Raw genomic sequence first — 14,934 nt, forward strand, 5'->3', positions numbered from 1 at the left:
TATGATCAGTTTACAGTTCCTTCCCCGGGTACTCTTCCTTCTGATCCTGTCGCTTTCCGTAACAGGACTTGTTGCCCAGACAACCATAACCGGCAAAATTGCCGACACTGACGGAAAAGCAGTGTCCGGTGCCACTGTTACCGTTAAAGGGCAGAAAGCCGGCGTCGCAGCCGACACAGAAGGAGCATTTAGTATCAGCGTACCACCAGGTACCAAATTTCTTGTGATCAGCTCTGTCGGCTATGCCGAACAGGAAGTGGACATTGCCGGCAAATCGGTGGTGTCTGTCGTTCTTACACCAGAATCCAAAACCTATTCCGACGTTGTAGTGGTCGGTTATGGAACCGTCCGCCGCCGTGACGCCACTGCGGCCATTGCCAGCATCGGCTCAAAAGATTTCAGTTCCGGTATTATCGTCAATCCTATGCAGCAGATCCAGGGAAAGATCGCCGGCCTTTCCATCACCCAGGCCGGTGGTGATCCGAATTCCAACCCCATTATCCGCCTCCGCGGACAAACCTCACTCAGCGGCGGCCAGACGCCCCTGATCGTATTGGACGGTATTCCGTTGGATGATCCCAATCAGATCTCCTCCATACCACCGGGTGATATCACTTCCTATGATATCCTCAAAGACGTGTCCGCAACCGCTATCTATGGTTCACGCGGGGCAAACGGGGTGATCATCATCAATACCAAGAAAGGAACTGCCGGCAGAACACGTGTAGAATACAATGGTTTCGCTGCTATGGACCGCCTCGCCAAGGGTTTTGACCTGGCCAATGCAGACGAATGGCGGCAGGCTAACCAGCTGGCTGGCGTAGACCCCGCCACCATTGCCAGCTATGATAAAGGTGCCAATACCGACTGGGCAGATGCTATTACCCGTACCGCCTTCACGCATAGCCACAATGTGGCTGTTTCAGGCGGAACCGGCGGCTTCAATTACCGCGCTTCTGTTTCCTATATGGACCAGGAAGGCATTGTGATCAATACCGGCAAAGAACAATTCGCAGTGCGTTTCAACGCGCAGCAGAAGGCGATGAAAAATAAACTGGATCTCCAGGTGTCGGTATTCAACAACCACAACAACCGGAACTATGCCGACTATGCCATCTTCGCTTATATCAATACCACACCACCGGTTTACCCCGTCTATAATCCTGATGGCAGTTACTATGCTTACAATGGCTTTGAGCAGCAGAACCCCGTTGCCCGGCAGGAATTGCAAACCAATAAAGCAGTTGACGACCTGACCCAGATCCTGGGCCGTGCCGATTATGAAATCATCCGTGGTTTGAAACTCGGGGTACTGGGTTCTATCTCCCGGTACAACATTCAGACGCAGAATTTCACACCCACACTTCCAGGTGTCGGCAATATCACGACCGGCAGCCAGGCCAACAGCAACCTCAATTCCAAAAAAGGTGACGTTCACCTGAATTACAATAAGGATTTCGGCAGGCACAACATTGCTGCCACCGCGGTATACGAATACAACGAATTCAACAACCAGCGCTTCAATGCAGGCGGGCAGGACTTCCTCGTACCCGACCTTGGTGTGGATTACCTGCAGGGCGGTAACCCCGCGTTGAATACGATCGGTTCCTACCGCGACCAGTTCAAGATCATTTCTTTCCTTGGCCGGGTAGCCTATAACTATGACCAGCGCTACTATGCTACAGTAAGCCTTCGCCGGGATGGTTCTTCCAAATTCGGTGAGAACAACCGCTGGGGTACATTCCCCGCTGTTTCAGCCGCATGGCGCATTTCAGGCGAGTCCTTCATGCAGGGGATCTACTGGCTCAGCGACCTGAAGCTAAGTGCCGGCTATGGCGTGGTGGGTAACCAGGATGCCATCTCACCCTACAATACGCTGCTGACACTCGGTGGTTCTACCCGCTACCTCGATCTCGGAAATCCCAGCTACCTTTTCCCGCAGTCCTATACGCCCAACCAGAATGCGAATCCCGATCTGAAATGGGAAGAAAGGCACGGTACCAATATCGGTCTCTCTTTCGGATTGTTCGACAACCGGTTTACCGGCAACATCAACTGGTATAACGACAAAACCAAAAACCTGCTGTTCAATTACCAGGTACCCATCCCGCCATTCTTCTACAATACCATCCTGGCCAACGTAGGCGAACTGACGAACAAGGGCGTGGAAATTCAACTGAATGCAGATGTTACCCGCGGCAAGAAATTCCAGTGGAACATCGGCGGCCAGATCACCTTCAGCAAAACCAGGATCACCAGCCTGTCAGGCTCTTTTGCCGGCCTGGATATCAAAACCGATGACGTGCGGATGGGGCAGGCTACCGGAAGAGGATATGCGAACAACTACATCACCTTCCTGAAAGTAGGCTATGCCCCCTATGTGTTCTACCTGCCGGAGTTTGCCGGGGTATCAAAAGAGATCGATCCTACCACACAGAGCAATCAGCAGTACTATGATGAGAACGGCGAACTGACCTATTCCGTTACTGCAGCCCGTAAAAAGTATATCGACCCCAGCCAGAATTTCAATTACGGCATTAACTCCACGATGGCCTACGGAAAATGGGGATTCAATTTCTTCCTGCGGGGCGTATCGGGACAGAAAGTGTTCAACAATTACCAGAACATCACCAGCAACCTGAGCCGCCTGCCGGGTAACAACATCACTAAACAGGGCCTGACCAACGGGATCCGCGGATCTCAGACAGCCTCTGATTACTGGCTGGAAGATGCCGGGTTCATGCGGCTCGACAATGCCACATTGTCATACACTTTCGGCGAAGTGGGCGCTTTTGAAAGTTTGCGACTGTACCTCACCGGTACCAACCTGTTCGTGATCACGAACTACACAGGACAGGATCCTGAAATCGCAAATGGCAACAGCGTGCAGTCCTATATCGATGCGAATGTGTCGGGTCTCGGATTCTATCCACGCTCACGCACCCTCACCCTCGGTATAAACCTGTCCCTGAAATAAACCATTGGCCCTTATCATAAACTAAGCGCATATGAAAAGCATCATCACCAATACTACCTTTTCACTGGCAATGGCCGCAATGCTGGGGTTATCAGCATGTACCAAGCTGGATGAAAAAGTATATAGCGTTGTTCCCAATCAGAATTTCTGGAACACGCCTGAACAGATTGCCGCCGGTGTGGCACCCGCCTACGCCAACCTTTCCCAGATTCCTTCTGGTGAATTCCAGAACCTGATGGAGCATTCCGGCGATGGACAACTCACACCAGCCCGTGGTGCCGACTGGCTTGCTGCCGGACAGCACATCGAAATGTGGACCCATACCTGGCATGCGGAAACAGAAGCAGTGGTAAATACCTGGCCTGATCTTTACCGCGGTATCAGCCAGATCAATTTTATTCTCAGCATTGTTAACGGCCTCAGCCCGGCACCGGAAAACCTGGCATCCATCAATGCAGAGCTGAAAACAGTTCGCGCATTGTACTATTACTGGGCGATGGACCTCTACGGTAATGTTCCGCTGGTGGTCGACTTCAATACCAATCCCAACACTGTTACGAACAGTCCGCGGAAGGATGTTTACGATTTCGTGGAAAAAGAACTGCTGGACAACAAAGCTTTCCTTTCGACCACAGTGGGTGCAACCACCTACGGCCGCGCTACCCGTTACCTGGCGTTCACCGTGCTGGCCAAGTTGTACCTCAACTCCCAGGTGTATGTCAATACGCCGCGCTGGGCGGAAGCCAGGGCGATGTGTGATTCCGTGATCAACAGCGGAAAATATACCCTGATGGCAAACTTCTACGACAACTTCTCCGAGAACAATACTGCTTCTACAGAAAACATCTTCGTAGTGCCGTTCGACAGGGCCAATATCGGCGGCAACAATATCCAGATGCAGACGCTGCATTACAACAACGGACCCAATACAGGTGTGCCTGGCGGCGGATGGAACGGCTATTGTTCCAATGCAGAATTCTACAGCAATTTCGATACTACTTCCACCTATTCCAAACGCGCCGGCAATACCTACCGCACCTTCCTCGACCAGCGCAGTGGTCAATACCTGATCGGCCAGCAATTCAATGAAATCATTACTTACCCGCCGAACAAAGACATGCTCGTGGCCAGTGATGATCCTTCCAAAAAACTGGTTGATGTGGGTACGGGCAAATTGCTGTCTTTTTATCCTGATGTAAAAGAGATCAACAACCCCGCGGATACTTTCCGTTTGGCAGGTGTACGCAACATCAAATTCTTCCCGAACAAAGGTGTAACGACTTCCATGAACAATGATTTTCCGCTGTACCGCCTGGCTGATGTGCTCCTGATGCGTGCGGAAGCATCGATGCGCAATGGGGATGCAAGTGATGACGATCTCAATGCCGTTAACCTGGTACGTTCCAGGGCTTACAACGGCGATCAGACGAAATTGTGGACGATGGCACAACTGACGCTGACCAATATGCTCGCTGAAAGGGCCAGGGAACTTTCCTGGGAAGACCATCGCCGTACGGACATCATCCGGTTCGGTACATTTGGAAATGCCAGGGTTCCCGCCAAAGCGCAGGATCCTGCCGACCGGCACCTGGAGATTTTCCCCATCCCGCTGGCAGAACATCAGGCAAACCCTAACCTGGTTCAGAATCCCGGATACCCTCCGTTTTGATTGTTTTCGTGAAAAAGAAAAAGCAGCGGTGATTCGCTGCTTTTTTTACTTTGTTGTGTCGCCATGAAATGTATTAACCATACCCTGGTTTTGTGCCTGGCCCTTTCCTGCCTGGTTGCCTGTTCCGGAAGCAGGGAGAATGATCCCTGTAAAGACCTGTTTACGCTGCTGCCAGCTTCGGAAACAGGCATCGGGTTTATCAACACGGTGAAAGACAGCGCTTCAGTCAACATTCTTAATTTCCGCAATTTTTACAATGGTGCGGGCGTAGCGATCGGCGATGTGAACAACGACGGGAAGCCGGATCTCTTCTTTACCGCCAACCAGCAGCATAATGCGCTGTACCTGAACAAAGGTAATTGGCAATTCGAGGATATTACCGAATCTGCCGGGGTACGGGGAATCAACAAATGGCACACTGGCGTGACCATGATTGACATCAATGCGGATGGCTGGCTGGACATTTATGTCTGCAACAGTGGTGACGTTGCCGGGAATTTCCGCCGTAATGAATTATACCTTAACCTGAAAGATGGCCGGTTCAAAGAATGTGCCGCCGCTTACGGACTCGATGATGACGGTATCGGCACACAGGCGGCGTTCTTTGATTTCGACCTCGATGGCGATCTCGATTGCTTTATCCTCAACAACAGTTTCCGCCCGATTGAAAGCTTCGGCTACGACAAACGTATCCGCCATATCCGCAGCAGGAGCGGGGGCCACCGGCTACTGCGCAACGATGAAGGTCATTTTACGGATGTCAGTGAAGCGGCCGGCATTTATGGCAGCGAGATCGCTTTCGGACTAGGAGTTAGCCTGGCGGATTTTAATAATGATGGCTGGCCGGATTTCTATGTGTCGAATGATTTTTTTGAACGCGACTACCTCTACATCAACCAGCGCAATGGTACGTTTAAGGAATCCATCATCGAATCCACCGGCCACACCAGCCTGGCTTCCATGGGAAGCGATGTGATGGATATCAATAACGATGGTAATCTTGACATCTTTACCACCGATATGCTCCCTGAAGGCGACTTTCGCCTTAAAACCACCTCCCGGTTTGATGACTATGATGTGTATAATGCCAAACTGCACAACGATTTCCACCACCAGTTCCAGGCGAATTGCCTTCAACTCAATAACGGCGACGGCACTTTTAAAGAGATCGCAGCCTATGCCGGCGTAGAAGCTACCGACTGGAGCTGGGGCGCCCTGAGTTTCGACTTCAACAATGACGGGTGGAAAGATATCTTCGTTTGTAATGGCATCAGCAAAGATCTGACTGACCAGGATTTCCTGGACTTCTACAGCGCCGCTGATATCCGCATGCATGCCATGACCAACGGATTCAGTTATACCGATTTTTTGCAAAAGCTGAAAAGCACACCCATCCCCAATTATGCATTCCTCAACCGCAAGACGATGAAGTTCAGCAACGAGGCGGCACATATGGGGCTCGCGACGCCCTCCTTCAGCAATGGTGCGGCATACGGTGACCTTGACGGTGATGGTGACCTCGACCTGGTGGTGAATAATGTAAACATGCCTGCTTTTATCTACCGGAATGAAACCAGCGAAAGACACATGGGCAACTATCTCGGCATTACATTGGAAGGTGACACACTCAATCGTTTCGGGATCGGTGCGCGCGTTCAGGTATACACCGGGGGCCAGCAGCAGGTTATGGAGAATTTTGCCTGCCGCGGATTCCAGTCATCGGTAGAACCGAAACTCCTGTTCGGGCTGGATAGTGCAACGGTTGTAGATAGTCTGGTGGTGCGCTGGCCTGATCAGCGCCGGCAAACACTGTATCATGTCAAGGCCAACCAGCATATCGTATTGAAGCAGGAACTCGCATCGGCGCAGCAACTTTCACCTGAACCGGCAGTTTCAACACCTCTTGTCCAGGCGAACGAACGCCTTCACCCGGTACCCATCCACCACGAAAACAATTTCAATGATTTTAACCGTGAACGATTAATACCGAAAATGCTTTCGGCAGAAGGTCCGCCATTGGCAACAGTTGACCTGAATGGCGACGGTCTCGAAGATTTTTTCCTGGGGAATGCTGCCGGTGACACCGCTAAAATTTACCTGCAAACACCAGATGGCCGATTCAGACCGGAGACCATCCCGGCATTCATTCAGGACAGAAATTTTGAGACAACCGGGGTTGCCAGTATAGATGCTGACAACGACGGAGATCTTGATTTGGTGCTGGTGTCAGGAGGCAACCAATGGCCCGACGGACACCTTAATCAACAGGTTCGCCTTTACCTGAATAATGGCAAAGGTGGTTTTGAAAAAGCATTTGCAGGCTGGCCCGCTGTATCGCTCAATGGTTCCTGCATTACCGCGGGGGATGTTGACGGCGATGGCCTGACGGACCTTTTTATCGGTGCGCGAAGCATCCCGGGTATTTATGGTGCGAGGCCCACATCCCGCTTACTGAAGAATAGAGGCAACGGCCAGTTCGCTGATGTGACAGCAACCCAGGCGCCGCAACTGCAGCAAATGGGTATGGTAACCTCAGCACTTTGGGTCTCCCTGGTACCAGGCAAGGCACCAGTATTGGTAGTAGCGGGCGACTGGATGCCCATCAGTTTGTTCCGCTACGAGGGCGGTCGCTTACAGCGGTATGACAGTTTGCCAACGTCATCCGGCTGGTGGAATGGATTGGCTGTTGCTGACCTCGATGGCAATGGATTGCCGGATCTCATCGCCCTGAACCAGGGGCAGAATTCAAAGATCCGTGCCGACAATAAACACCCTGCCCGCCTTTTTGTCGGAGACTTTGATAAGAATGGCCAGGAAGAATGTTTGCCGGCATATTATAAATCTGACAACCGATCCTATCCCTATCCGCTTCGCGGCGACCTGGTGATGCAATTGCCATCCTTCAAAAAGAAATTTCTCTATTACGCTGACTATGCCGGTAAAACCATTGAGGAAGTGCTGACTCCCGAGCAACGCAAAAATGCACTGACGTTTACCGTAGACGAAACCAGGTCAATGATATGGTACCAGGTCAGCCCCGGCCATTTTGAAGCGCAGCCACTCCCTGCAGAAGTCCAGTTTTCTGCAATGTATCGGGCCGTGGTGAAAGACATCAATAATGATGGAAAACCTGATATCCTTTTAGGTGGAAATTGTTACGGGCTGAAACCCGAAACCGGGAGGTACGATGCGAGCGAAGGCGTAGTGTTGATGAATGCTGGCAACCGCAGGTTCAGTTATTTGCCGGCAGTTCAATCGGGGTTTAAACCAACCGGCGAGATCCGGGATCTGAAAGTCATCAGCACGAAAAAAGGCGCAGCTGTTCTCGTGGCCCGAAATAATGAGGCACTCCAGTTTTATGAAATACGACCATGAGAATATTTGTCGCACTATGGATATTGCTGATGCTGGCCGGTTGTAAGGCGGAACCGCGCGCTGCGTTTGAAACGCTTTCACCGGGCCTCACGGGTATTTCTTTTGTGAACATACCCAACCATTCAAACGGTCTTAATTTCCTCGATTACCTGTATTATTACAATGGCGGCGGTGTGGCTGCAGGGGACATTGATAACGACGGACTGATCGACCTGTACTTTACAGCTAACAACGGACACAGCAATAAACTCTATCGGAATAAAGGCAATTTCCGGTTTGAAGACATTACGGATCAGGCGGGTGTAGCTGGTACAGCGAGCTGGCACTCCGGTGTTACCATGGTTGATGTTAACGGTGATGGCTGGCTGGATATTTATGTTTGTGCCGTAAGCGGTAAGCTGGGATTGGAAGGTCGTAACCAGCTTTACATTAACGATGGTACTGCGCACTTCACCGACCAGGCCAAGGCCTACGGACTCGATTTCGAAGGTTACTCCACGCAGGCTGCCTTTTTTGATTATGATCACGACGGCGACCTGGATTGCTACCTGCTTACCCAGTCAGACCATTCCGTTGAGCGCCTGGCAGATACTTCGCTGCGAAGAATGCCCGGCGGTAAAGCAGGCGACAGGTTTTTCCGCAACGACAACCATGTATTCAGGGATATCACTGCTTTGGCAGGGATCTATTCCAGTGTGCTCGGATACGGCCTGGGAGTAGCAGTTAGCGATATCGATGGCGATGGCTGGGATGATCTCTATATCGGCAATGATTTCCATGAGAACGACTATTATTATCATAACGATGGGAACGGGCATTTTACCGAAGAAGGCTCCCGGCATTTTGCGCATTATTCCCGGTTCAGTATGGGCAATGATATTGGCGATTTCAACAATGATGGCGCCCCGGACATCATTACGGTGGACATGCTCCCGGAAGAAGAAGCCTACCTGAAAACCTATAGTAGTGGTGAATCGCTGGATATCTACAGGCTGACCATTGAAAGGAATGGCTATCAGCCGCAATACTCCAGGAATGCCTTGCAGGTCAACCTGGGCAATGGGGTTGCTTTCAGTGATGCCTCACTGATGGCAGGCGTTTCAGCTACAGACTGGAGCTGGAGTCCCCTGTTTGCTGATTTCGACAATGATGGCTGGAAAGATCTTTTCATATCCAATGGGATCAGGCACAGGCCGGTTGACCTGGATTATATGCGATACATTTCTGACAATCTTGTGCAGCGGACAATGGGTCAGACAAGGCAGTTGGATAGTGCAGCCATTTCCCGGATGCCCGATGGCGCCGTACACAACTACCTGTTCAGGAACCAGGGCGGTAACACATTCGACAATATCAGCCAGGTGGCTGGTCTCACAGCAGCGGGATATAGCGCCGGGGCGATATATGCCGATCTTGATAACAACGGTACGCTCGACCTGGTAACCAACAATAGTTTTGCACCGGCTGTTGTATACAAAAACAATATCGCAACAGGGCATTGGCTGCAAATTTCCCTGCGCGACACAAGCGCTGCCAATAGGATGGGAGTGGGGGCGAAGGTGTGGCTATGGCAAAATGGGAAAATGCAATACCAGCAGCTGATGTGTACACGCGGGTTCCAATCGTCAGTAGCGCCATTGCTGCATTTCGGAATTGCAGCTCCCTTGGTCGATAGCTTGCGGATCGTCTGGCCCGATCAGTCCACTCAGCTTTTCACCGGCATCAACGCCGGCCAGCACCTGGTGTTGCAAAAAGGTCATGTGCCGGAACATTTCCGAAAAAAAGAATCGCCATTGAAACGCTTTACTGATGTAACGGACAGCATTACAATTCCCTGGGCACATCACGAGAATTCCTTTACTGACTTCAGCGTCCAGCGCCTGATTCCGCATGAACTTTCTGACCGGGGGCCAAAATTGGCAGTCGCCGATATTAATAACGACGGATGGGATGATTTTTATGTATGTGGTGCTGCCGGCAAAGCAGGAGCATTGTTTGTGAGTAATCATAGCGGCGGCTGGATCAAAAAAGAAATTGATGCCGGCTATTTGCCGGCTACCGATGAAGTGGCTGCGATATGGCTCGATGCTAATGGAGACGGGCTACCCGACCTGTACATAGCTTCGGGCGGTAATGAAAAATGGACGGGGGATAGCAGCCTGGCCGATCGCCTCTATCTTCAGGCAAAGACAGGCAGGTTCACAAGGAGCAATGGGCTGCCGCCGTTGTTGGAAAATAAATCGGTTATTGCCACCGGTGATCCTGATGGCGATGGCGATACAGATATTTTTGTCGGCGTGCTGGCTGATGCAAAGGCCTACGGAAAACCTGTTTCCAGCTACTTGTTGATCAACGACGGTAAGGGGCATTTTAGTAAGGCAGAAGAATCTGTAATACCGTTGAATGACCTGGGGATGGTCACCGGTGCAGTTTGGGGAGATCTCAATGGTGATAAAAAACCAGACCTGGTAGTGGCGGGGGAATGGATGCCGGTAACCTGTTTCATTAATAAGGGGAACAGGTTTGAAAAGTTTTCCTTTCCCCATAGTGAAGGCCTCTGGCAGTGCCTGCAGCTGGCTGATCCTGATGGCGACGGGGATCTTGACATTATTGCCGGGAATTTTGGTACCAACAGCAAACTCCGCGCAAGCCAGGAATATCCCCTGAAATTGTATGTGAAGGACTTTGATCAGAATGGCAGGACAGACCAGTTGCTGACTTACAGCAATGCCAAAGGGGAATTCAGTTTTTGGGGGAAGGATGAACTCGAAACCCAACTGCCCCTGATCAAACGCAGGTTTTTGTATTACCGTGATTATGCCGGAAAAAATGTGAAGGAAGCTTTTGGTGACTGGTTGAAAGACGCATTGGTGCTGAAAACCGAAACGCTGGCATCCGCGATCTTCAGGAATGACGGTAACATGAATTTCTATTCCATTGATCTGCCCTGGGAAGCACAGCTGTCTCCGGTCTTTTCCTTCCTTGTCGACGACATAAACGCAGATGGCAGAACAGACCTGATCCCCGGAGGGAATTTTTATGGTTCAAGCCCTTATGAGGGCCGGTACGATGCGAACTGGGGTTTCATACTACTGGGGAGAGCTTCCCTTCGCTTTGATGCCTGGTCACCTGCGGCAAGTGGGTTGTTAAATCCTGGTGAAACGCGGGATATTCAAAAATTACGCAGCAGCCGGGGATCTTTATACCTGGTAGCGCAAAACAACAGCCGGATAAGGGTGTTTCAATAAACAGGTACGATCACTTCCAGCTCCTGTTTCGGATCCCTGATGATTGCACCATCCCGTACCGGAAATTTATCCATGACCACCGCCACCCTTTTCATACGCTGATCATATATATAGTTGTTCAATGCCTGCTGCAGGGATGATTTTTTTTCAAGACTGCTTTTGCCTACCAATAATTTTCCCCGTGATGGTAATGCCAACACCTTCGATTCACCTGCTTGTGCCGGGCGCTTTTTAACCGGAACGCCAACCGCAGTTTCCACCAGGCCATTGGCTAAGCTGACCTTGCTGACAAAACAATAGCCTGGCATTTCTTCCCCCGGCAACTGCTTCAGGGTCTTGTACAGGCTTTGCGATAAAACATTGGCGATGCTGTCACTTTTCTCCCGTTGGCCAACGCGCTGCAGGGTAAGGATCAGCGAGTCGGAAACAGCCACAGGCCTGATTTCAAAGCCATATCGCCAGGCCGGGTCTTCCATCAGGGCCTTCAGTTTGTATAAAGTCTGCTTTTCCGGTGATCCGGCAATTTTTACCTCACAGGCGTGATCGCGGGTTACCGGGATAATCTCAAATGTATAGTGAATACTGTCCTGGTTATCGTACGTACTTAACACTACCGTTGATGCGGAAACTTGTCGCAATGTAACCTGGTGGTTGAATTTTTCCGGAAGCCACAAGTGATAACTGTTGCTGTCTGTCAGCTTTTGCATCACGTCGAATGGTGTTGCGTTTATGGAGATGACCTGTTCACGACTGTCAGTCAGAAAAAAGGCCGCAGCAATTGACGCAATGATTACGATTGCCAGGAGCGCCCATCGGATCCAGCCTTTCTTCATAGATCAAAAATAGTGCTGCCCGGTATGCATTTGCGTTTCGCTCGCAGATTTAACAGCATAGGAAAATCCCTCCTGGAGACAAAAGGCACCATGAACACCCTGTTTATTCAACGCGAGAAATCCTACCTGCATTTCTTTTGCTTTTGCGGGACTGCGTTTTACGATTCTTTCCACAGCTTCCCTGCACGCCTGTTGCGGCGTAAATCCCTGTCGCATGAGTTCCACGATCAGGTGCGCACCCGCAATCCTGATAACCTCTTCGCCAACACCGGTTGCTGTGGCGCCGCCAATTTCATTGTCTACATATAAGCCTGCCCCGATAACCGGGGAGTCGCCAACCCGTCCCTGCATTTTGAACGCCATTCCGCTGGTGGTACAGGCGCCGCTTACATTACCCTGCTGGTCAATTGCCAGCATGCCAATGGTGTCATGATTGTATTTACGGCCGGGAAGACTATCCTTCCCGCTATTCATCTTGTTTTCAATATTGATGACCGGCTCATATTTAGATGTCTTTAACCATTCTTTCCAGGCTTTTTTGGACGCCGGTGTCAACAGGTCAACTTTTTTGAATCCATTGGCCAATGCAAATGCCTGCGCGCCTTCTCCCACCAGGATAATGTGTGGTGTCTTATCCATCACCAACCGGGCAACAGAGACAGGGTGCAGGATGTTTTCAAGGCACATCACCGATCCGCAACCATACTTGTCGTCCATGATGCAGGCATCCAATGTCACGCGGCCATCCCGGTCCGGTAGTCCGCCAAGACCAACAGTAAAGTTATTCCCCGCTGCTTCAGTTACTCTTACACCCGCTTCTACGGCATCTACTGCCCGGCCGCCTTTTGCTAGTACGGCCCAGGCGCCTTCATTAGCCTCCCGGCCAAAATCCCACGTGGAAATGACGATGGGAAACACGGCGCTGCCGGAAACAGCTTTAGTTGCTGCAAGCATAGTATTTCCTGCCAAAAGGCCTGCAGATCCGGTAATGGACTGCTGGATGAATTTTCGTCGGTTGACCATTATCGGTGTATTAATGGGGGGCTACAAAAACATTCTCCATTTCTTCAAGTGATTTGCCCGAGGTTTCCTTTACGATATTGATACTGAAAAAATAGTTGATGAGACTGCACACTGCAAAGATCCAGAAGGTAATTCCGGCACCCACCGATTCCAGCAGCCACGGGAAGAATTGACCTACGATCCAGTTGGCGATCCAGAGAAACATGGTGCAGATAGAAACTGCCTTTACGCGTACGTCGGTCGGGAACATTTCATTGATGATGATCCAGGTGACGGGGCCAAGTGAAAAAGCAAAACAGGCAATGAAGATGAGGATCAGGGTGAGTACCAGTACGGGCGGGGTGTAACCGGTATAAAACAGGAATCCGCAGGTGAAGAGAGAAAAAACAATCCCGGTAAGTCCCCATTTTAAGAGTGCCTTTCGACCGTAACGGTCCGCAGTTTTAATGGCAACAATCGTGAACAGAACATTCACTGCCCCGAGAATGGACTGGAAAACCATGGCATTCTCATTCCCGGCATTCGCTGACGCAAATATTTTCGGACCATAATAAATAATGGCATTGATACCGGAAAATTGCTGGAATACCGCCAGTACGATTCCAATGATCAGCGGAAGCCGGATGGCAGGATCCTTCCAGGAACGTTGCTGTGTACTTTGCCGGGATGCTGCGGTTGTAATGGCATCCAGTTCTTTGGCAGCCTGTTCTGCAGGCCTGAGGTCATGCAGAATTACTGATGCCTGTTCCCGTTTCCCTCTTGTGATCAGCCACCGGGGACTTTCCGGCACCCTGAAAAGCAGGAGCAGGAATAGGATACTGGGTATGGCCATCACCAGGAACATTGTCCGCCATTTTTCCTGGACCAGCAGTGCAGCGATCGTGTTGCTGTCGGTTGCACCCTGCGGGAGGCCACTGATAATCACGTTGGAGAAATAAGCTGCTAGAATACCTGCTGTGATTGCCAGCTGGTAATAGGCAATCATGCGGCCGCGGCTTTCCGGCATGGCAAATTCTGCGATGAGCATGGGTGAGATGACAGATGCCATGCCCACCCCAACGCCGCCGATCAGGCGAAAAAAGATCAGTTGCGAAACGCTGGAAGGAAAACTACATCCGATTGCCGATACCAGGAACATAAAGGCTGCAAGCAGTATCGTTTTTTTTCTGCCGATACGGTCACTTAAAATTCCTGTGATCAGTACGCCAATGATGCAGCCGAGCAGGCCGCTGCTCACCAGCCATCCTTCCATAACAGTATTCAGGGAGAACTGGCCTTTGATCATCTGGAGGGCACCGGAGATCACTGCGGTATCGAAGCCGAACAGTAGTCCGCCGAGGGCAGCGGTCATGCAGATCCGTCGGGTTCTGGCAGCGTATTGTTTTGTATTCATGGGCAATCGTTAATAGCAATCTGTTTGAAGTTACCGGATATAATCATCATCGTAGCGGGCAATGTCTTCCTGCTGCCAGTTGCCAAAAGCAACTTCGAGCACCCGGACGGCCGAATTTCCATGGCAGCTCAAACGGTGTTTCTCATTGGCAGGAATCCAGATCTCATCACCGGCGCTGCATTCCCTGATTTCTTCACCCACCTGCACCACCGCGCCATCATCGATCACGATCCACAATTCTGCCCGGCCGGTATGCGACTGGAGACTCAACCGCTGACCAGGAAGACAGGTCATCATGCTCACCGTACAGTCTTCATTAAAAGCATATTGTTTGAAACTTCCCCAGGGCCGGGTCACAAAAGAAACGTCAGGCTTTTTTTCAGGAATGGGTTTGGTAACATAATTGATCATCTTGC

General features: G+C 50.8%; 8 protein-coding genes. 4 read left to right on the top strand and 4 right to left on the bottom strand.

The features are described 5' to 3' along the window. Position 1 precedes the first annotated feature (1 nt). The 4 genes from FPE01S_RS12130 to FPE01S_RS12145 all read left to right on the top strand — a co-directional run bounded on the left by FPE01S_RS12130 (position 2) and on the right by FPE01S_RS12145 (position 11,269). Positions 2-2,977 (top strand): SusC/RagA family TonB-linked outer membrane protein, encoded by a 2,976-nt coding sequence (locus FPE01S_RS12130; protein ID WP_046369248.1) that lies wholly within the window; start codon positions 2-4, stop codon positions 2,975-2,977. 31 nt (positions 2,978-3,008) lie between these two features. Beyond that, positions 3,009-4,646 carry a RagB/SusD family nutrient uptake outer membrane protein gene (locus FPE01S_RS12135; RefSeq protein WP_052955732.1) on the top strand — a complete coding sequence of 546 codons (1,638 nt, stop codon included), beginning with the start codon at positions 3,009-3,011 and terminating at the stop codon, positions 4,644-4,646. Between the two features lie 63 nt (positions 4,647-4,709). Beyond that, positions 4,710-8,021, top strand: coding sequence for a VCBS repeat-containing protein (locus tag FPE01S_RS12140; protein ID WP_046369249.1), 3,312 nt, complete (start codon positions 4,710-4,712; stop codon positions 8,019-8,021). Beyond that, a complete protein-coding gene (locus FPE01S_RS12145; RefSeq protein WP_046369250.1) occupies positions 8,018-11,269 on the top strand; it encodes a VCBS repeat-containing protein in 3,252 nt (1,083 codons plus the stop codon). Before FPE01S_RS12140 ends, FPE01S_RS12145 begins: the two co-directional genes overlap by 4 nt. Here the strand turns inward: FPE01S_RS12145 and FPE01S_RS12150 are convergent. Genes FPE01S_RS12150 through FPE01S_RS12165 form a run of 4 tightly spaced genes read right to left on the bottom strand, consistent with a single transcriptional unit; the run spans position 11,263 to position 14,929 of the window. Next, a complete protein-coding gene (locus FPE01S_RS12150) occupies positions 11,263-12,102 on the bottom strand; it encodes a hypothetical protein (protein ID WP_046369251.1) in 840 nt (279 codons plus the stop codon). The two genes, FPE01S_RS12145 and FPE01S_RS12150, sit on opposite strands and share 7 nt — an antisense overlap. A gap of 3 nt (positions 12,103-12,105) precedes the next feature. Next, a complete protein-coding gene (locus FPE01S_RS12155) occupies positions 12,106-13,125 on the bottom strand; it encodes a glycosylasparaginase (RefSeq protein ID WP_046369252.1) in 1,020 nt (339 codons plus the stop codon). 10 nt (positions 13,126-13,135) lie between these two features. Next, positions 13,136-14,518, bottom strand: coding sequence for a sugar porter family MFS transporter (locus tag FPE01S_RS12160; protein WP_046369253.1), 1,383 nt, complete (start codon positions 14,516-14,518; stop codon positions 13,136-13,138). Positions 14,519-14,548: 30 nt separating this feature from the next. After that, positions 14,549-14,929, bottom strand: a complete 381-nt coding sequence (locus FPE01S_RS12165; RefSeq protein WP_046369254.1) for a phosphomannose isomerase type II C-terminal cupin domain — start codon at positions 14,927-14,929, stop codon at positions 14,549-14,551. Positions 14,930-14,934: the final 5 nt, after the last annotated feature.

The sequence above is a fragment of the Flavihumibacter petaseus NBRC 106054 genome, from assembly GCF_000974785.1.
Lineage (GTDB): Bacteria > Bacteroidota > Bacteroidia > Chitinophagales > Chitinophagaceae > Flavihumibacter > Flavihumibacter petaseus.

Excerpts from the sequence above, each read along its gene's own strand:
- FPE01S_RS12165 (WP_046369254.1), bottom strand. The coding sequence starts at position 14,929 with ATGATCAATTATGTTACCAAACCCATTCCTGAAAAAAAGCCTGACGTT.
- FPE01S_RS12145 (WP_046369250.1), top strand. The coding sequence starts at position 8,018 with ATGAGAATATTTGTCGCACTATGGATATTGCTGATGCTGGCCGGTTGT.
- FPE01S_RS12130 (WP_046369248.1), top strand. The coding sequence starts at position 2 with ATGATCAGTTTACAGTTCCTTCCCCGGGTACTCTTCCTTCTGATCCTG.
- FPE01S_RS12160 (WP_046369253.1), bottom strand. The coding sequence starts at position 14,518 with ATGAATACAAAACAATACGCTGCCAGAACCCGACGGATCTGCATGACC.
- FPE01S_RS12150 (WP_046369251.1), bottom strand. The coding sequence starts at position 12,102 with ATGAAGAAAGGCTGGATCCGATGGGCGCTCCTGGCAATCGTAATCATT.
- FPE01S_RS12135 (WP_052955732.1), top strand. The coding sequence starts at position 3,009 with ATGAAAAGCATCATCACCAATACTACCTTTTCACTGGCAATGGCCGCA.
- FPE01S_RS12155 (WP_046369252.1), bottom strand. The coding sequence starts at position 13,125 with ATGGTCAACCGACGAAAATTCATCCAGCAGTCCATTACCGGATCTGCA.
- FPE01S_RS12140 (WP_046369249.1), top strand. The coding sequence starts at position 4,710 with ATGAAATGTATTAACCATACCCTGGTTTTGTGCCTGGCCCTTTCCTGC.